Annotated in this window: 19 protein-coding genes; 12 read left to right on the top strand and 7 right to left on the bottom strand. The window is 42.7% G+C overall.

Translation table 11 applies throughout. The features are described from left to right. A partial coding sequence (locus BLR53_RS14095; protein WP_143007884.1) for an integrase core domain-containing protein occupies positions 1 to 242 on the top strand: 242 nt, incomplete at its 5' end. Positions 243 to 515: 273 nt separating this feature from the next. On the opposite strand, the gene BLR53_RS14090 is transcribed toward BLR53_RS14095, so the two are convergent. The 3 genes from BLR53_RS14090 to BLR53_RS14080 all read right to left on the bottom strand — a co-directional run bounded on the left by BLR53_RS14090 (position 516) and on the right by BLR53_RS14080 (position 4,271). Beyond that, a complete protein-coding gene (locus BLR53_RS14090; protein ID WP_074590556.1) occupies positions 516 to 1,532 on the bottom strand; it encodes a cytochrome d ubiquinol oxidase subunit II in 1,017 nt (338 codons plus the stop codon). A 3-nt stretch (positions 1,533 to 1,535) separates the two neighbouring features. Beyond that, positions 1,536 to 2,864, bottom strand: a complete 1,329-nt coding sequence (locus BLR53_RS14085; RefSeq protein WP_074590554.1) for a cytochrome ubiquinol oxidase subunit I — start codon at positions 2,862 to 2,864, stop codon at positions 1,536 to 1,538. Positions 2,865 to 2,957: 93 nt separating this feature from the next. Further along, entirely contained in the window at positions 2,958 to 4,271 is a 1,314-nt protein-coding gene (locus tag BLR53_RS14080) for an NAD(P)/FAD-dependent oxidoreductase (protein WP_037439089.1), read from the bottom strand. Between the two features lie 119 nt (positions 4,272 to 4,390). Between BLR53_RS14080 and BLR53_RS14075 the strand changes: the two genes are divergently transcribed. Further along, positions 4,391 to 4,894 carry a hypothetical protein gene (locus tag BLR53_RS14075; protein ID WP_037439090.1) on the top strand — a complete coding sequence of 168 codons (504 nt, stop codon included), beginning with the start codon at positions 4,391 to 4,393 and terminating at the stop codon, positions 4,892 to 4,894. A 20-nt stretch (positions 4,895 to 4,914) separates the two neighbouring features. Here the strand turns inward: BLR53_RS14075 and BLR53_RS14070 are convergent, their stop codons facing one another. After that, positions 4,915 to 5,652, bottom strand: coding sequence for a DUF481 domain-containing protein (locus BLR53_RS14070; protein WP_037439091.1), 738 nt, complete (start codon positions 5,650 to 5,652; stop codon positions 4,915 to 4,917). Positions 5,653 to 5,873: 221 nt separating this feature from the next. Here BLR53_RS14070 and BLR53_RS14065 point away from each other — a divergent pair, with 221 nt between their 5' ends. From BLR53_RS14065 to BLR53_RS14055, 3 genes are read left to right on the top strand one after another with little or no spacing between them, the layout of a single operon-like run. Next, positions 5,874 to 6,527, top strand: a complete 654-nt coding sequence (locus BLR53_RS14065; RefSeq protein WP_037439092.1) for a FadR/GntR family transcriptional regulator — start codon at positions 5,874 to 5,876, stop codon at positions 6,525 to 6,527. 5 nt (positions 6,528 to 6,532) lie between these two features. Beyond that, on the top strand, positions 6,533 to 7,366 hold the full coding sequence (locus BLR53_RS14060; protein ID WP_037439094.1) for a sulfite exporter TauE/SafE family protein: 834 nt from the start codon (positions 6,533 to 6,535) through the stop codon (positions 7,364 to 7,366). A gap of 3 nt (positions 7,367 to 7,369) precedes the next feature. Next, positions 7,370 to 7,765 (top strand): DUF1634 domain-containing protein, encoded by a 396-nt coding sequence (locus BLR53_RS14055; RefSeq protein WP_037439096.1) that lies wholly within the window; start codon positions 7,370 to 7,372, stop codon positions 7,763 to 7,765. On the opposite strand, the gene BLR53_RS14050 is transcribed toward BLR53_RS14055, so the two are convergent. After that, the gene (locus BLR53_RS14050) at positions 7,762 to 8,982 is read right to left on the bottom strand and encodes an MFS transporter (protein ID WP_074590552.1); all 1,221 of its coding nucleotides are present in this window, start codon (positions 8,980 to 8,982) and stop codon (positions 7,762 to 7,764) included. The genes BLR53_RS14055 and BLR53_RS14050 overlap by 4 nt on opposite strands. A 95-nt stretch (positions 8,983 to 9,077) precedes the next feature. Between BLR53_RS14050 and BLR53_RS14045 the strand changes: the two genes are divergently transcribed. After that, entirely contained in the window at positions 9,078 to 9,986 is a 909-nt protein-coding gene (locus tag BLR53_RS14045) for a LysR substrate-binding domain-containing protein (RefSeq protein WP_051759695.1), read from the top strand. Here the strand turns inward: BLR53_RS14045 and ribB are convergent. Both ribB and BLR53_RS14035 read right to left on the bottom strand, forming a co-directional pair. After that, positions 9,975 to 10,625 (bottom strand): 3,4-dihydroxy-2-butanone-4-phosphate synthase, encoded by a 651-nt coding sequence (gene ribB / locus BLR53_RS14040; protein WP_037439102.1) that lies wholly within the window; start codon positions 10,623 to 10,625, stop codon positions 9,975 to 9,977. The two genes, BLR53_RS14045 and ribB, sit on opposite strands and share 12 nt — an antisense overlap. Before the next feature lie 82 nt (positions 10,626 to 10,707). After that, entirely contained in the window at positions 10,708 to 11,997 is a 1,290-nt protein-coding gene (locus BLR53_RS14035; protein WP_037439103.1) for a sensor histidine kinase, read from the bottom strand. 118 nt (positions 11,998 to 12,115) lie between these two features. Between BLR53_RS14035 and BLR53_RS14030 the strand changes: the two genes are divergently transcribed. The 6 genes from BLR53_RS14030 (at position 12,116) to ccoG (ending at position 19,303) form a co-directional block, all read left to right on the top strand. After that, on the top strand, positions 12,116 to 14,503 hold the full coding sequence (locus BLR53_RS14030) for a heavy metal translocating P-type ATPase (protein WP_074590550.1): 2,388 nt from the start codon (positions 12,116 to 12,118) through the stop codon (positions 14,501 to 14,503). Continuing rightward, entirely contained in the window at positions 14,500 to 14,688 is a 189-nt protein-coding gene (gene ccoS, locus BLR53_RS14025) for a cbb3-type cytochrome oxidase assembly protein CcoS (RefSeq protein WP_037439104.1), read from the top strand. The genes BLR53_RS14030 and ccoS overlap by 4 nt, the downstream gene beginning before the upstream one ends. 68 nt (positions 14,689 to 14,756) lie before the next feature. Beyond that, complete coding sequence (ccoN, locus tag BLR53_RS14020) at positions 14,757 to 16,868, top strand: cytochrome-c oxidase, cbb3-type subunit I (RefSeq protein ID WP_037439105.1); 2,112 nt, start codon at positions 14,757 to 14,759, stop codon at positions 16,866 to 16,868. A gap of 15 nt (positions 16,869 to 16,883) precedes the next feature. Beyond that, complete coding sequence (locus tag BLR53_RS14015; RefSeq protein ID WP_037439107.1) at positions 16,884 to 17,090, top strand: hypothetical protein; 207 nt, start codon at positions 16,884 to 16,886, stop codon at positions 17,088 to 17,090. Beyond that, positions 17,071 to 17,904, top strand: coding sequence for a cbb3-type cytochrome c oxidase N-terminal domain-containing protein (locus tag BLR53_RS14010; RefSeq protein ID WP_037439109.1), 834 nt, complete (start codon positions 17,071 to 17,073; stop codon positions 17,902 to 17,904). Before BLR53_RS14015 ends, BLR53_RS14010 begins: the two co-directional genes overlap by 20 nt. A gap of 1 nt (position 17,905) precedes the next feature. Further along, positions 17,906 to 19,303: a cytochrome c oxidase accessory protein CcoG gene (gene ccoG / locus BLR53_RS14005; RefSeq protein ID WP_074590547.1), complete on the top strand. Its 1,398-nt coding sequence runs from the start codon at positions 17,906 to 17,908 to the stop codon at positions 19,301 to 19,303. The last annotated feature ends 2 nt before the right edge of the window (positions 19,304 to 19,305 follow it).

Below are 19,305 nucleotides of genomic sequence, written 5' to 3'. Positions count from 1 at the left end.
AAAATGCCATTGCAGAAAGGGTAAACGGGATACTAAAATCAGAATTTGATTTGCATAGCTCAAAAGTTGGTTTTAGGGAAACTACCCAAAAGATAAGAGAAAATATCCAAACCTATAATCAATTAAGGCCCCATGCTAGTTGTGATTATCTAACTCCAGAGCAGGCACACCTGAAACACGGGCCATTGAAAAAAAGATGGAAACCTAAATGGTGCAAACCAAATGAAAAGCAACTTGTATAATTGATACAGGAATAACAAATTTGCGTGTATAGTCTATCTAAAATTAATTCAGTAAACTGTATAGCCATTTCAGGATAAGACACAAAAGCAATCTCCTCCTTGCCTTGTTCGGGCCATGTTAGAGTCTTGGTTTACCGTTGGTTTAGGTTAACCCAGTGTTGACCCGAGTTTTAAGGGGGTTGACCCGATGTTGTTCGAAGAAAGATGGGTCAACCTTATTTAACGATAATGAAAATAGCTTGGATTGTAAAGGAAAACTAGAGTAATAGCCTCTCAATCATGCTGTTCACTCTTTTTAGTTCTGAAACTGTAAATCAGATAAAAAAGTGCCGGCAAAATAAAAACACTACCGATTAACAGTGCCCAGCCCAGACCTGCAATGGTCTTATACTGCCCCTGATGAGTTAAAAGGCTCAGATTTTCGCCGCCTTTTAGTAAAACAATATCTGGAAAGTGGCTATAGGTTGCCGCAAAAAGAATCATACTTACCTGAAAGCCAGCAAAGAACCGGAGTATAATTGCATGCCCCTTATTCAATTCGATGAAAGTAAGTATTAAGGAGATGGTAGCCAGTATCAGAGCGATTACGCCTGGATAATCACTAAAAATCCAATCCAGCAATGGGATATTCTCTGCATAGGCAGCCATAAACACCAGTGTACCAGCTCCCATAACGACAAAGATTACCCGCCTGGCTTTTCTAATAAATAAAGCACGGTCGTCAGGATGTGTGGTTTCACCAATAATGAATATAGTTGCCAGATAGGCGCATATTGTTACGGTAAAAAGTCCCACACTCAGTGAGAACCAATTCAGCCAGCTAAAGATATAGGCAGATACAAAGTCTGCAGCCTGAAGATCTATCTGACCAGAGACCGAACTGGCCGCAATAATCCCCAGAAAGAAAGGAGTAACCACACTGGATATCACAAAAATAGGTGTATACACCTTCTGCATCCCGTCTTTTACTGCATCATAATTTCTAAAAACGAAGGCTGTTCCTCTGGCGATAATACCCAGCAACATACAAACAAGTGGAATATGAAGGTAGACAGAGACAGTGGTATAGATCTTTGGAAAACCAACAAAAAGTATAACAATCACAATAATCAGCCACATATGATTTGCTTCCCAGACCGGCCCGATAGCTTCATACATATTTCTTCGGGTACGGTGCCTGTTCTTTTTTGAAGTAAAAAGCTCCATGATTCCTGCGCCAAAATCAGCCCCGCCCAGTAAGATGTATAATAAAATGGCTGTCCAGAGAAAAACAATAACTACATATACCATGACTTAAGAATTGTTTGTTTGAGATGAGGAATCATATAATTTACCGACCATAGTAATTTGTCTATATAATAATACACTGACAATCACGGCTAAAGAGATGTAAACAGCAGTAAACAGATAAAATGAATACGCAATCCCTGGCATTGGCGTTACTGCATCTGCCGTACGCATTACGCCATGAATAATCCAGGGCTGCCTGCCGACCTCTGTTACAGTCCAACCGGCTTCTAAAGCAATATATCCCATAGGAGTAGCGATTACGAAAAGACGTAAAAGCCATTTACTATCCAGCCAGTGCTTCTTCTTTACTAAAGCATAAAAATAGATCAGAGCCAGGCCAAGCATGAGCATTCCAAGACCTACCATGAGTTGAAATGCATAGTGTGTGATCGCTACAGGCGGATGGTCCTCCACCGGAATACTATCCAGACCTTTTACCTCTCCGTTAAAATCTCCTGTGGCCATAAAACTAAGGGCTTTTGGAATTTTGATCGCATACTTTACTGTTTTATTTTCTACATCAGGTATGCCTCCGATAATTAACGGAGCGCCTTTTTCAGTATGAAAATGCGCTTCCATTGCCGCCAGTTTTGCAGGCTGTCTGCCGGCAACGTCTTTTGCCGAAATATCGCCGCTGACAGGCTGCAGACAGGCGGCAATAGTAGCAAATATTGCCGCAATTTGAAATGCCTTGCGATGAAACAGTACGTTCTTTCCTTTCAAAATCATTAACGCATGCACTCCCGCCACCGCAAACCCGGTAGAAACAAAGGCAGCGATACACATATGCAGGGCCTGCGAAAACCAGGCATCATTGAACATCGCCTTAACAGGATCGATATTCAGGTATTGTCCGTCTATAAAATCGAAACCGGCAGGACTGTTCATCCAGGCATTAGCGGCAACCACCAGAATTCCGGAAAGTAATCCACTGACACCGACTATCACACCAGTAAACCAATGAAACCAGGGATGGAATTTGTTCCAGCCATACAGATAAAATCCAAGCGCTATTGCCTCAATAAAAAAGGCCGTTCCTTCCAGAGAAAACGGCATTCCAAAAATCGGACCGGCATGCTCCATAAAACGGGGCCATAACAAACCCAGTTCAAAGGATAGTACTGTGCCTGAAACTGCCCCTGTCGCAAAGAAAATTGCGACACCTTTACTCCAGGCTTTGGTGACGTCCAGGTAAACCGGATCCTTCCTTTTCAACCAGAAATAATGTGCGGTACACATGAAGAATGGCATGACCATACCAATACAGGAGAAAACGATGTGAAAGCCCAGAGAAAAGGCCATCTGAAGTCGGGCAGCTAAGAAATCTTCCATAAAGGCAAAAGTAAGAGTTATACCGTTTCAAAGCAGATTTAACACAATAGAATTGCCCTTGAAATGTAATATTCTGACCAGTTACCGCCCATATTAAATAACCGGTTTATTACTAACCGGCGGTACTATCAGTTCTTTGTTTGCACCCGGTCTTACAATCATCCTTAAGGACTGGTCCCGTGTAAAATAAGCAACCATCCAGTTATATAAAGTTTTGATCTGATTCCTGGAATTGATTAATGAAATGAGGTGAATAAACAGCCACATGAGCCAGGCTATAAAACCACTAAAAAACATTTTAGGTTTTGGAAGGTCAGCTACCGCTTTGTTACGGCCGATAATAGCCATAGACCCTCTATCATGGTAGGCAAATGGTTTCTTTGGCTCAGATTTAGAAATGCGTACCAGGTTCTTACCAAGATTGTCGGCCTGTTGCATAGCAACCTGCGCCAGTTGAGGATGGCCTTGTGGGAAATTACTATCTGTCAGTTGTATACAGGTATCTCCAAGTGCATATATATTATCCGTTCCCTGTATCAGGTTAAATGCATCTACCTGTAAACGTTTCCCTTTACCATACGCCTCTGCCGGAACCCCTTTAAAAACCATAGCAGTTACACCTGCGGCCCAGATCAAATTTTTAGTAGTAATTGTCTCCCCGTTAGCAAAATGAACCTGATCGTCAACAAAGTCTTTAACCATCATATTCAGTTTCACCTTCACGCCCATTTTCAATAAGGCATTATAAGTGTATTGTTGAGATTTTTCGCTCATCGGCGTCAGTACGGCAGGCAGGCCATCTACAAGATAAATTTCCCCGCCAGAACCAGAAAGTTCCGGATAATCTTTAGCGATGATATGCTTTTTCATCTCCGCGAACATACCCGAGATCTCTACCCCTGTAGGGCCACCGCCTGCAACGACAACAGTAAGCAATTTTTTACGCTCAGCAGGATCCTGAGTCCGGGAAGCCAGCTCTAATCTTTCCAGCAGCGTATTACGCATTTGCAATGCGTCCGAAAGCGTTTTCATGGGTATGGCATGCTTTGCCACGCTTTCCATCCCGAAATAATTCGTTTCGCAGCCGGTAGCGAGTACGAGTATATCATAACTGACTTCTCCTGTTGAAAACATCACTTTGTTTTGTTCTGGAAAAACCTCCTGCAACTCACCCATCCAGAATTGAATATTATCTTTCCCTCTCAGTAATTTACGGAACGGGTAACTGATGTTAGAACTTTCGAGATAGCCTGTAGCTACCTGATAAATGAGTGGAGGAAAGAAATTGTAATTGTTTTTGTCTGCAAGTATAACTTCAAAATTGGTATGTCCGGCAAGCTGTTTAGCCAAATTTACACCAGCAAAACCGCCTCCAATAATTAGAACTCTTTTTTTATTCTGATCCATTATATATAGCTATATATGATTTTAAAACTAAAACAGAATTGTACCGGTGATGTTTTCAAATAGACTATTATTTCAGCATGGCACCAGAAATATTGCAAAAATAACTTAATTTGTATCAAATGAGCGACAAAGATCTTCAACCCCTGAATACCTTCACCAAGGGTAAATATGTGTTTACCGGTAATCTCCAGGAACGTCTCCTGACAGACAACCCCGTACCGGTCATATGGGCCGATGGTCTGCGCATGCATTTATCGGATGGTAAACAGGTGGGCGATAGCGGCCAGTTTCCCGTAAGTGACCTGATTTTAAAATCTTCTGTTTTTTTGGAAGATGATGGCAGGAAACTAGAGGCTCATAAACTATATACCTGGCCGGCAAATCTTGGAATCACAAAAGACTGGACTGCTGCAAAAACCAGTTTTCTGCAGGAGTTTGTTTTAAATTTCCCAATCGAGATCATCACTGTACATCCTGAACAGGGGCTCACCTGGAAATTTATTACGCCAGAACAGTTTAAGAAATTCCCTGAAAACTTCGAAGCTAAATCAGCGTTCAAGGACTTCTTTGCAAATCCGGAAACATATTTCTTTTTAAGGAGACCTCTTCAGGATCCTAAATAATTCAGACCGGTAAACGCGTATTAAAAATAACGTTCGAAGGTTAACCCGTAACTAAACATCAGGTTCTCCCTGTCGGTACGGGAGATTCTATTATATTGAAAAGCAGTAGTCAGACTAAGCCATCTATTTAATTTAAAAGCGATACTGGAAACGGATTTGAAAGTGTAGTCATCTTTGTCGTTCAATGACGGCTGAAAGAAGGAAGAACTATTTAGCTCAATCAAATTTCTGTAGATATATTTCCCGGTTAAACGCAGAGAGTTACGCCAGGTATGATAGATTTCCCTGTCGATATCATTTAACATCAGGTCGCTGGAATCGAAAAGGATTCCATCACTCAGATTCAGATAGGCATTATCAGAATCGATAAAACTATAGGCTATCCCTGCGCCGGCCAGCAATTGATTATTAATTTTAAGAGACTTGCTGGTATTATAATTTACAAGGCCCCAGAAAAAAGTTCGTGGAAAACCTTTGTACAAGTTAAAATCCAGTGCTGATGAATAATCATTGTTAGTCAGCTTGCTGTCTTGCTTACCGTAAATCCAGGTATTGTTCCAGTTCAGACTATATGATTTTTTCCTGACACCTATCTTGGCAGCATTGTTAAGCAGCCAGGACTGACCGTCGTTGGTTTTATTGAATGCACCTGTACTAGTATACCGGATCTGGTAAGCTGTACTATCCGTAAACTGTGCAGAAGCACTCGCGGTAAAACATAAACCTATATACAAGAGAATCTTCAGTTTCTTTATCATTTCGCTTACCCGGTAACTCCCAGGCTTTCCGGTTTTCTTTACATAGCTGGCCTCAGGCCGAATTCTGATTAAAATAATTTAACAATACGTATAACCAGATTGTTTGCAGACCCCGGAAAATCGACAACACGATATTGTATTGTCAGAATACGGTCATACATAAACATCAAACATCTGATGTTTAAGATTAACCCTACCTTTGAAACATCAGACGTTTACATATGCAGCCAAGAGTTAAACTTTCAGATAAAGTCATCGCCTCCATCAGGGAGGACATTGCATCCGGCAAACTAAAAAAAGGTGAAAAGATTCCAGCCGAACCGGAGTTAATGGAGCTCTATGGCGTTGGCCGATCCACGATCAGAGAGGCTATTAAAACACTCGCCATCGCCGGAACTCTAAAAGTGCAACAGGGCTCAGGTACATTTGTAACCTCCCTTCCCCGTAATGAAACCCTTTCACAACGATTGAGACGCGCGGAATTCCAGGAAATTAATTCTGTAAGGCTTATGCTGGAAAAGGAAATTATCAGGCTTGCTTGCCAGAATTACACCTCAGCAGATCTGGAGCAGATCCGCTTGCATCTTCAGGAACGGGGTCTGGCGATACAGAACCAGCAGCAGCAGAAATGTGCAGACGCAGATATAGCTTTTCATATCTCCATAGCCAAAGCGTCCGGAAACAAGGTTCTTACCGACCTATACCAAAGTTTCACGCTGGTCATCAGAGATTTTTTCAGTAAAAGAAAAGAAGAAAACATGAAGCATTTCGAAAATAGTCATCCGATGCATCAGAAGCTGGCGGCCGCAATTGCTGCCAGAGACCAGAAAATGGCTGAAGAGGTAACTCAATATATATTAGAAAATAATTACTAGAAAACATGACCATACTAACTTTCACCCTGATCCTGCTGGCAGGTGCTTATCTCGCCGGACTCGCCGGCTCATTAACCGGACTCGGCGGTGGCGTGGTTATTATCCCGCTACTTACACTTTTTTTTCACGTAGACATCCGTTACGCTATTGGTGCAGCCCTTGTCGCCTCAATCGCGACCTCATCAGGTTCGGCGAGCGCTTACGTTAAAGAAGGTATAACCAATGTCAGACTGGGCATGTTCCTGGAAATAGCTACTACAGTGGGTGCAGTTGCAGGTGCTATCATTGCAGTCTATACACCTGTAAATACTGTAGCGATAGTCTTTGGTGTAATGCTCATCTTCTCTGCATCCATGACGCTCCGCAAAAAGAACGAACAAATCCTGACTGAGGGAAGCAGAATGAGTGACATTCTAAAGTTAAACAGCACCTATCCAAGCCCAGAAGGGCCGGTTCCCTATAAATTAAAGCACATTGGTCGCGGTTTCTCAGTTATGACTATCGCCGGTGTTCTATCTGGTTTACTAGGTATAGGTTCCGGTGCCCTAAAAGTGCTGGCCATGGATACCGCCATGCGCGTCCCTTTTCGCGTAAGTACCACAACCAGTAATTTCATGGTTGGGGTTACCGCAGCGGCAAGTGCAGTTGTTTACTTACAACGCGGATATATCGATCCGGGAATCGCATTTCCCGTTGTTATTGGTGTACTGGCAGGTGCCATAACCGGGAGTAAGATACTGATGAAGATTAATGTAAATGCGCTGAAATTGATTTTCAGTATTGCAATTACACTGATCGCAATTAATATGATTTATAACGGCTTCAACCATAAATTCTAAACCATGAAAGCACAGATTAAAAAGAAATTGACAGATTACGATATGCAGCAGCTTATCGGTCAGGTGTTACGGGTTGGCGTTATTCTTTCCGGAACTATAGCCGGCATTGGCGGAATTTGGTATTTATTCCAGCAGGGCTCCGGCACACCTCACTACGGTACTTTTACCGGAGAGCCTGCCGGATTCACCAGTCTGACTGGTATTTACAAAGGTATATTAACAGGAAGTGCTGCTGAAATTATTCAGCTGGGTGTCGTTATTCTGATTGCAACGCCGATTATCCGGATTATATTTTCACTTTTTTCCTTCATACTGGAAAAGGATGGGCTATATGTGATAATCACGCTGATCGTATTAAGTGTAATTCTTTTCAGTATGTTCGGCGGATTAAAGGTTTAGACCGCGGAATTAATTGTATTTGGTTGTTTACTGCGGTACGAGATAAAAACACCGGTCGCTACCAACCCGATCACACCTTCGATAAGTACTGCAGGCCTTGGGCCAATCAGATGCGCAACCCAGCCGATTAACAGACTGCCTATCGGGAGCAGGCCCTGGTAAGCCATAATATAATAGCTGATAGCACGTCCACGCATCTCCGGGGCCGCATGAGTTTGGATATACGTGTTAATTGCTGAGGTCTGCGCCATCATTCCTAATCCTGAAACAGCCATAAATAATAAGGCAAGCGGCAACTGGGGAGCATAAGATAAAAGCAACAGGCTAATTCCAAAAATCCCTCCGGCTACGGCGATCAGCTTCATCAAAGTATTTGTGTTTTTCAGATTGGCCATATATATCGCACTCAGCACAGACCCGATACCAGCTGCACTTTCGAACCAGCTGAAGGTACGGGCATCACCGTTAAAAATGTTTTTAGCAAAAACGGGCATCAGCGTATTAAAAGGAATCACAAATAAGCTGGTAATACCGATCATGATAATCATACTGCTCAACTCTTTATCACCGGAAACATAACGAAAACCCTCTTCTAGCTCTTTCCATATACTTTTCTCTGTATGCTGAATTACAGGCGCTTTAAGATTCATCAAAAATAAGCATCCCAGTACAGGGATATAACTCAGAAAATTACCGATAAAACAAAAATCTGTTCCGAAAGCACTTAATATAATTCCCGCAACGGCCGGCCCGGCGATCCTTGCAAAATTATTCATCGTTGTGTTCAATGCAATTGCATTGGGAAGGTCTCCGGGGTCATCAACAAGCTCTACCATCATTGACTGGCGGCAGGTCATATCAAAAGCATTAATAATACCCTGCACCAGACTAAGCAGAATGATCAGCAGAATATTGTGAAATCCAAAAAAAACTATACCAGCAAGCGCGCCTGCCTGAAGCATCGAAATAATCTGAGTGATTACCAGAATTTTATACCGGTTATGACGATCTACCAGACTCCCCGCATAGGGAGACAAAAACAAAGATGGAATCAGACTGACAAAACCCACTACCCCTAAAAGGATCGCCGAACCAGTCAACTGATAAACAAGCCAGCTGACCGCTGTTTTTTGCATCCAGGTTCCGATCAGAGAGATTGATTGTCCATAAAAGAAGAGTTTAAAGTTTGGTGATCTGAGTGAACGGAAAAGAGTCATTGTGTATATTTTCTTATTGTGCCAAATTTCGGCATTCGGAATATATTTGTAAAATTGATTGTTTTAATGATATTGATTAGTTTTACTAATCAATTATGGAGATCAGACAGCTCGGATATTTTATAAAAGCAGCAGAAATGCTTCACTTCACAGCCGCTGCAGAAGCATGCTTTGTGACCCAGTCTACGCTTTCGCAACAAATCAAACAATTAGAAGATGAACTGGGCCTTCTCCTGTTTGACCGGATTGGAAAACAAGTCCGGCTAACTGAGGCCGGAAGTGTATTTTTACATCATGCAAAACAGATTATTCTGGATATTAAGAAATCTAAACAGGCCATTTTTGAATTAGCAAATCTGGTTAACGGAGAGTTGAAAATAGGTGTTACTTACGCCTTTAGTTCGCTCCTTTTACCGGCACTTGGCCCCTTCTCAGCTCAGTATCCCGGTATTAGAATTCATGTAGAGTACGGCACTGCAGGAGAACTGGAGAATAAACTCCGTACAGCAGACCTAGATATTATTCTTGCTTTTCACGAACAATCGGACAACATGGGTCTGGAAATGGAGCCGCTGTTTTCATCGCGGATTATGATGGTTACTTCCCGCAGAAACCCTGCTGCACTGCTTAAAAAGATTTCTTTGAAGGAATTGGGGAAACTGGAATTAATCCTTCCCAGTAATGGCTTCAGTTCGAGAGACCTGCTCAACGAAATTTTCAGAAAGAATCAAATTATTCCCAATATCAAAATAGAGATGAATGATATACACAGTCTGCTTTCAATGGTTGAAAAAGGAAACTGGTCAACAATAATCAATGAAAAAGTAGTAGGCAACTGGGCGTCTCTTTGTGCGGTTCCGATAACCGGCAAAGAGTTGCATAAACAGGCTTTCATCTTATGGCAGAAAGGTGTATACAGGAAAAGAGCTGCTGTATTATTTGTAGAAGAGCTGATGAAAGTTTATAAAGGGGCTCCAAAAAAGCCCCTGATATCAGACTTGTAATGATAGGCGATATTGAAAAATATCTTCTACAGAAACTACTGTCGATGACTGCTTTCTGGCAAATAAGGAAATTTCAGGTAAGCGCGCCATTGTTCCGTCTTCATTAGTCAGTTCGCAAAGTACAGCCGCTGGTTTAAGACCGGCAAGTATCATCAGATCTATACTGGCTTCGGTATGACCTCTTCTCCCAAAAACCCCGTCTGCATTGGCACGAAGTGGAAATATATGGCCTGGTCTTGATAAATGCTCAGCTTCTGCATTATCTGCAACTGCTGTTCTTATAGTCTGTATTCTGTCGGCTGCAGAAACACCAGTTGTGACACCTTCTTTTGCCTCAATAGTAATAGTAAAAGGGGTATGAAACTTACTGGTATTTACCTGCACCATTGGGTGAAGTTCCAGCCGATCTGCGTGGTCGGCAGTCAGACACAGACATACGATACCGCTGCACTCGCGGATCATCAGGGCCATATCTGAAACACTCATGTTCTCTGCGGGAAAAATCAGATCACCTTCATTTTCTCTGCTCTCATCATCTACAACAAGGACCCCTCTCCCTGCCTTAAGGCTTTCAAGGGCATTTTCAACTCTCTCCTTATAATTATTCCCGAATAATGACAGTTCATTGTGATCTTCCATAAAAAATATTAATTGTGATTACGGCTGCAAAGGTGAAGATTAAACTGTTCATTTCAAATTAAAGAAATCATTCCCTGATTTTTCAGGCAGGGAAGGTCAGATAAAACCGGGTGCCTTTGCCCAAAGTGCTTTCCAGACGGATTTTACCATGCTGAATATCCATGAAATCTTTACACAATACCAGCCCCAAACCGATCCCTTTTTCCTGGTTAGTACCAAAAGTATTCTCGGACTGCAGGCGGAAGAGGCTCTTAATCCGGTCATCGGCAATGCCAATACCGGTATCAGAAATACAGATTATGCAGGTGCCTCCATCCTGGGACTCTTCTGCTTTAATCTGAATGAGCCCTCCCGAAGGGGTAAATTTGATGGCATTGTTCAACAGGTTCCTGATAACCAATTCCAACATATCCCTGTCTGCGGTTAACCGCATTTCTTCTGGCACAGACGCCTCTATGGTAATATTTTTTTGTGCAGCCAGGCTTCTTTTAAGTGCCAGCGTTTCTTTAATCGCCTCTGCCAAAAAGATTTGCTGCAGTTTGACATGGATACCTTCCATCTGACTTTTGCTCCATGCCAGGAGGTTTGTCAATAATTGTCCGGTATACTTTGTCTCTTTTAATAGTCCCTCACTAACCATTCTGGTCTCATCTTCGGTGAGATCGGTATGAAGAGACAATTCCAGATAGGACTGTATTGAATTCAAAGGAGAACGAAGGTCATGTGCAAGAATGGAAAAAAGCCGGTTTAATGAGGAGTTTGAATGCTTTAAAGCCGCCGATCTTTCTTCAACCAGAAAACGTTCCCGGTTATATTGATTGGTTAAAGTACGCATGAGGACATAAATAAAAAGCAGCGATAATGCGTAAAGAAAAACGGCATCCACATATCTGAGATACATACTATCGTATTTACCCTGGAGCTCATCCGGATTATGATACTGAAAATAAAACAAACCTGAAACAACACCTAAATTTACGATCATCCAAAACCAGCGTTGCTTTAATGGAACCATTGCCATGAGCAGGAGAAAAAAGACAAGGTAGATTGACAGACCCGGGCCGTCAATACCTGAGCTGTTCAGAAAGTAAAAAACGAACAACGCGTTTCCCTGAACTGCATAAATCAGAATACCTAACCCCAATCTACCTTTAAATCTCGACTGGTAACATGCAAAAACAAGTGCAACCGTCGCCGGCGCAAGAATAAACAGCAAGTTATCTAACCCTGCAAAAAAATCGAATAATAAACCGGAAATGAACAGAATAAGACTGGCCAGACAGGTGACATGAAAGATACGGCTCTCCTGAGAGTGTCCCAATGCCTTGTTCCTGATGGTTTTCCAGGTTTTCGAAGATACTTTACTGCTCATGCTTTTTCCTGCTCAAAATATAGTGTCCTGATATTTATGACGCAGATCACATTTTGCATGTATCAGTGTCATTTTTATAAAGCAGGATCAAAGCGACTTTTGAGGAATTTCCTCCCGTATGAATACACTTACAAAACCCAGCATTGAAACCAGCTGCTATCATTGTGGAGATAGCCTGCCCGCTAAACCCTATAACTCAGGAGGCAAACTATTCTGCTGCCTGGGTTGCAAAGGTGTTTACCAGATACTGGAAAAACATAACTTATCTGCTTACTATACTTATAATATTGTACCGGGCAAATTAGGAAAAAAAAATCATCAAAAATTTGATTACCTGGATGAAAGTTCAATTAATGAGAAACTCATCGATTACCAGGATGAAAAAATTTCTGCTATTACCTTATACATACCGGCAATTCACTGCAGCTCGTGCATTTGGCTACTGGAACACTTACATCAGCTGAACCCGGCAATTCTTCAAAGCAGAACGGACTTCCTGAAAAAACAGGTATCTATAACCTTCAGCCACGACATCACACTGCGAAAAGTAGTGGAAACACTTTCCGCTATTGGTTATGAACCACTCATTAGCCTGCAGGACATGGTACAAAAACAACAGGCCGATCAAAGTGGGCGTAAACTGGTGAGCAAAATTGCTGTCGCGGGTTTCTGTTTTGGAAATGTAATGCTGCTGAGCTTCCCCGATTATTTTGGACTTTCAGCCCTGGAATCAAATTTTAGAAATTTCTTCGGCTATATTAACCTGGCCTTATCTCTTCCTGTATTACTCTACAGTTCCCGGGATTACTTCAGCTCCGCCTGGAATAACCTCAAAAACGGCATACTGAACCTGGATTTCCCATTGGCGCTTGGAATTGCCGTTATGTTTATTAGGTCGGCCACAGAAATCCTGCTGCAAACGGGACCAGGTTTCGTGGACACCTTGTGTTCTCTTGTGTTTTTTCTGCTCATTGGCAGATGGATGCAGCAGCGAACCTATCATTACCTTTCATTCGAAAGAGATTATCGCTCCTACTTCCCTGTTGCGGTGACCAGGTTAATAAACGGCCTTGAAAAGTCTGTGCCTTTACAGGAATTGCAGATTGCAGATCGGATCCTGATCCGAAGCAATGAAATTATCCCTGCAGATGCAATTTTACTTAAAGGGGAAGCAAAGCTTGACTTTAGCTTTGTAACTGGCGAATCGGCTCCTGTAAATAAGGTCCTTGGCGAGATAATCTACGCGGGTGGCAGACAACTCAGCGGTGCGATCGAACTGGAGGTTGTTAAACCTGTATCTCAGAGTTACCTGACCAAACTATGGAATAATGAGAGTTTTCAGACTATTAAAGATCCAATCAAAACGTTCAGTGATAAAGCAAGTAAATATTTCAGTATTGTATTATTGCTCATCGCTTTTGGTTCTGGTTTTTATTGGGCAGGAACCGATTTAAACCGGGCAGCAGCAGCTTTCACTGCCGTTTTAATTATTGCCTGCCCTTGCGCTCTGGCACTTAGCTCGCCTTTTACACTTGCTGCAGTGCTTAGCATTTTCGACAAAAATAAGCTCTATCTGAAAAGTACGGAGGTTATCGAGGAACTCGCAAGAATTAATACTATTGTATTTGATAAAACAGGTACGATTACTAATCCAGACGCAGGGGATCTGCATTTTACAGGAACCCTCAGTCAGGAGCAGAGACAGGCTGTTTCGGATCTGGCCAGAAATTCAGGCCATCCTCTGAGCCGGGAATTGGTTAAATGGCTTGGCCTTTCACCGCGACATGACGTATTCCATTATCGTGAAATGGTAGGCCGGGGCCTGAGTGGGATGGTGAACAATCACCAGATCAGAATTGGAAGTGCAAACTTTCTCGGTTTGCAAACCACAGTTAAGGGAAGTGCGGTTCATATCGAGATAGACAATTATTATTGCGGTTATTTTATAGCTGCCCAGCAATGGAGGGACGGCTTTAAAGCACTATCGGGCCAGCTATCTGTCCGCTATGACCTGCATTTACTTTCTGGTGATCAAGATCATGACCGCCAATGTTTAAGCCCGTTTTTTCCGGGTACACAACAAATGAAATTCAGGCAGAGTCCGCAGCAAAAATTAGACTACATCAAAAATCTGCAGAAAAACGGCAGAAGGGTTCTGATGGTCGGAGACGGTCTAAATGATGCGGGAGCACTGCGCCAAAGCAATCTGGGTATTGCAGTAACCGACGACATCAATAACTTTTCTCCGGGCTGCGATGGAATTCTCGATGGTAAAGCCTTCGGCCGCTTACCGCTATTTATTAAACAGGCCAAGGATGCGGTAAAAGTTATTCATATGAGCTTTGCCATCTCCCTGCTATATAATGCTGTCGGGCTCTTTATTGCAGTTCAGGGCAAACTCTCCCCGCTCATGGCAGCTATCCTGATGCCCATGAGTACGATCACAATTATCCTGTTTACCACACTGTGCGCGAGGTATTACGCCAGAAAAAACAAACTCTTATGAACATGATATTTATTTTAATCGGTTTCAGCATGCTGCTGGCACTGATTTTCCTCATCGCGTTTTTCTGGGCCAGCAAATCCGGACAGAATGATGATCTCTATACACCCGGTGTCAGAATCTTATTTGATGACGACAAACCGGCAGAAGACACCTTAAAAAGTGACGAAGATCACCAAGCCAGATAACTCCTGTCACACTCCTGCACAGCGGTACAGGCTAATTTTACAACCATAAACTATTCACTATTTTTCTCATGACTGAAAAATTTCATTACGACAACAAGATCGTCAGAAACTTCGCTATCGCCACCATCGTCTGGGGTATAGTTGGAATGACGGTCGGGCTGCTCATAGCCATGCAGCTGATTAAACCAGCACTCAATTTAGGCTCACAGTACACAACCTTCGGCCGGATAAGACCTTTGCATACCAATGCAGTAATCTTTGCCTTTGTCGGTAATGCTATTTTCATGGGGGTCTATTATTCTTTACAAAGACTTCTAAAGGCAAGAATGTTTAGTGACGTGCTGAGTAAAATCCATTTCTGGGGCTGGCAGCTGATTATTGTAGCTACAGCGATTACGCTTCCCCTGGGTTTTACCACCTCCCATGAATACGCGGAAATGGAATGGCCCATTGATATTGCTATTACCGTGATCTGGGTTGCTTTCGGGGTAAATATGTTCGGGACGATCATCAAAAGACGGGAAAAACATATGTATGTGGCTATCTGGTTTTATATCGCCACATTCGTAACCGTCGCTGTACTTCACATTGTAAACTCTATACAATTACCTATATCTGCTTTCAAAAGTTATTATCTGTATGCAGGTGTTCAGGATGCACTCGTACAATGGTGGTACGGCCATAATGCTGTTGCATTCTTCCTGACTACGCCATACCTGGGAATGATGTATTATTTCCTGCCTAAGATGGCCAACCGACCGGTTTATTCCTACAAGCTGAGTATCCTGCACTTCTGGTCCCTGATCTTTATTTATATCTGGGCAGGGCCCCATCACCTGCTTTACACGTCGCTGCCCGGCTGGGCACAATCTTTAGGTGTGGCATTCTCTATTATGCTAATTGCACCGAGCTGGGGTGGTATGATCAACGGCTTACTGACTCTCCGCGGTGCATGGGATAAAGTACGTGATGATCCGAAATTGAAATTTATGGTCGTTGGTCTTACTGCTTATGGTATGGCCACATTTGAAGGTCCTCTGCTGGCACTGAAACAGATCAATGCAATTGCACACTATACAGACTGGATAGTTGCACACGTACATGTGGGCGCACTGGGCTGGAATGGATTCCTGACTTTTGGAATTTTATACTGGCTGATACCTAGGATCTATAATACGGAGCTTTATTCGAAAAAACTGGCTTCGTTCCATTTCTGGATCGGAACACTGGGGATTATTTTCTATGCTGTCCCACTATATTTCGCGGGCTTTACACAAGGCCTGATGTGGAAAGAGTTCACTCCGGAGGGTGTACTGAAGTATCCAAACTTCCTGGAAACTGTGTTGCAGATTATTCCAATGTATATGTTGCGTGCCATTGGTGGTGCCATGTACCTGACCGGTGTAATCGTCATGACCTACAATCTGATTAAAACCATGAAAGCCGGTCAGCTGGTTGCAGATGAACCTGCAGAAGCTCAGGCATTACAGGAAGACTATGTACCTCAGGGTGCAGAGAAAAAATTCCACCGCATGCTGGAACGCAAACCAATGGTATTTATGATCCTCTCTTTAGTGGTCATCCTCATCGGAGGTATGATTGAAATGATGCCAACTTTCACTGTAAAATCAAATATACCGACGATTAGCAGTGTTAAACCTTACAGCCCGCTGGAACTCCAGGGACGTGATGTATATATCCGTGAAGGATGCGTAAGCTGCCATTCTCAGATGATCCGTCCATTCCGTTCCGAAACTGAACGTTACGGCGAATACAGCAAGGCCGGTGAATTTGTTTATGATCACCCTTTCCTTTGGGGATCAAAAAGAACAGGTCCGGATCTGCAGCGCGAAGGTGGAAAATACGGTAATGCCTGGCATTATAACCACATGCTTGATCCTGAAACGATGTCTCCGGGAAGTATAATGCCACCTTATGAATGGCTGATTACTCAAAAACTAGATACAACAACTACCCGTTCCAAAATCAATGCTATGCGTACACTCGGAGTTCCTTATGCATTAGGATATGAGAACAAAGCGAACGCAGACCTTGATGAACAGGCCAGAATAATTGCAGCAGATCTGAAGCAGAATAATATTAAAGTCAAAAGTGACAAGGAAATTATTGCGCTGATTGCTTACCTGCAGCGTTTGGGTACAGATATTAAAGTTAAATAATTAAACGTCAAGACTATGTTTAAGCAATTTTTAGAACGGGCAGAAGGTAACCAGGTATACCTGCTCACTTCATTAGGTATTTTCATGCTCTTTTTTCTTGTGGTTGGTATTCTGTTGCTAACAATGAAAAAAGAAGAGATAAACTATATGAGTAACCTTCCTTTAAATGAGGAAGAAGGACAAAACCAAAACAATTCAACAGATGAAAGAAGTTACAACTAGCGCCTGGTTTACAGGTAGTATATCTACAGACCTGGTCATTTGCATGCTGTTGATTTTCGCAGTTCTGCTTTTATGGGTAGCCCTGTTGTTATCAAGAGTAATTAAACTGTATATCACGGAAAAAATCAATCCGCAGCCTTTTGCTTCAGCCGCCGAAAAAGCCGCTTTAGAATCGCTGAAAGTTGTGCTGGAGCCAAAAATAAAAAAACCGTCGATATGGGAAAAGCTAATGCAGCTTAAACCGCTGGAACAGGAAAAGGATCTGATGATGGACCATAAATTCGATGGCATCGCAGAGCTTGACAATCCTACACCTGCCTGGTTCATGGTCTTATTCTACGGTACAATCATTTTTGCATTCGCATACATGATGAATTACCATGTATTGGGTTACGGAATGTCTCAGGATGAAGAATATGCAGCAGAATTAGTGCAGGCCGAAGAGGCTAAAATAGCTTTTCTTGCCAATCCTGCTAATGCAGGAATGGCTGTTAATGAGAATAATATTGAAGACAATAATGAGCCTGCCGTACTCCAGAAAGGGGCTGCATTATATGCAGGCCGCTGTACTCCTTGTCATGGGGAACACGGTGAAGGAATTGTCGGCCCTAACCTGACAGATGAATACTGGTTACATGGCGGTACAGTAAAGGAAGTTTTCAAGACGATCAAATATGGCGTTCCCGATAAGGGAATGGTACCATGGGAAAAATCACTGAGCCCCCAGCAGCTCTCCGATCTAACCCACTATGTATTATCACTGCAGGGAACAAATCCTGCTGGAGCCAAAGCTCCGCAGGGCAACAAAATGTAAAATGTCACAAAGTCCGCTAAATTTCCGCGATCAATTACCCAGCATTACGCAGGATGGTAAAAAAAGGCAATGGATCTATCCAAAGCTGATTAAAGGTAAACTATACCAATACCGGTCGGCGGTCAGTTACTTCTTTCTGGGGTTGCTCTTTGCAGCCCCATTCCTTAAATTGAATGGAGAACAGCTTGTACTGCTGAATGTACTGGAGAGAAAATTCGTCTTTTTCGGTGTGATCTTCTGGCCACAGGATTTCTACCTGTTTGTATTGGCATTGCTCACATTCATGGTTTTCATAGTCCTGTTTACTGTTGTGTTCGGCCGCGTATTCTGCGGTTGGGCTTGCCCCCAGACGATCTTTATGGAAATGGTATTCCGTAAAATCGAGACCTGGATCGAGGGCGACAGCAAAAAGCAAAAACTATTGGATCAGGCACCTATGAGCGTAGAAAAGTTCTTCAAAAAACTAATTAAGCACATCCTGTTCCTGACCATTTCTTTCTTGATTGCCAACATCTTTCTCTCCTATTTGATCAGTAGTGAAACACTGTTGAAAATTATCACAGAGCCTGTGTCCCAGCATATCAGCGGTTTTATTGCCATTAGTGTATTTACATTCGTTTTCTATCTGGTCTTTTCCAGAATGCGGGAACTGGTTTGCACCGTTGCATGCCCATACGGCAGGTTACAAGGAGTGCTGCTCGATAACAAGACGATTCTTGTAGCCTACGATTATCAACGTGGCGAACCCCGCGGTAAGATTAATAAAGCAGAACAATCTGCCAAAGGCGATTGCACAGACTGTGGTTTATGCGTTCAGGTATGCCCTACTGGAATTGATATTCGCAACGGCACCCAACTGGAGTGTGTAAACTGTACCGCTTGTATTGATGCCTGTGATATGGTTATGCAAAAAACCGGCAGACCTCTAAGGCTCATCGGTTTTAAATCCGAAGATGAAATCGCTTCGGCTACGCCTTTCAAACTGAATAGAAGAATCTATGCTTACACTGCTGTTTTATTCGTTTTGATTACTGTGTTAAGTGTCCTGCTGTTTAGCAGAAATGATATTAAGACCACCATTCTCCGGGCGGGTGGAACGTTATATCAGCTTCGTAAAAAGGAAAAGGAGGTGAGTAACCTTTATAATGTGGAAATGGTCAACAAAACGACCAGAACACTTGATTTTAAACTTAAAGCAGACGACCCGGCTGTCAGGATTCAATATATACAGCAGGAAACTAAAATTGGACCTGGGGCAAGTACCAGAATGACTTTCTTCGTTATCATGCCGCAAAATCATGTGAACAGCTATAAATCAAAAATCTCTTTCTCCCTGCTGGCGGAAGGTAAAACTGCCGATCGGTTTGAAACCACTTTTATTGCACCAATAAACGAATAATT

Source organism: Pedobacter antarcticus, assembly GCF_900103515.1.
GTDB classification, from domain to species: Bacteria; Bacteroidota; Bacteroidia; order Sphingobacteriales; family Sphingobacteriaceae; genus Pedobacter; species Pedobacter antarcticus.
This window is presented reverse-complemented; position numbering and strand designations above follow the sequence as displayed.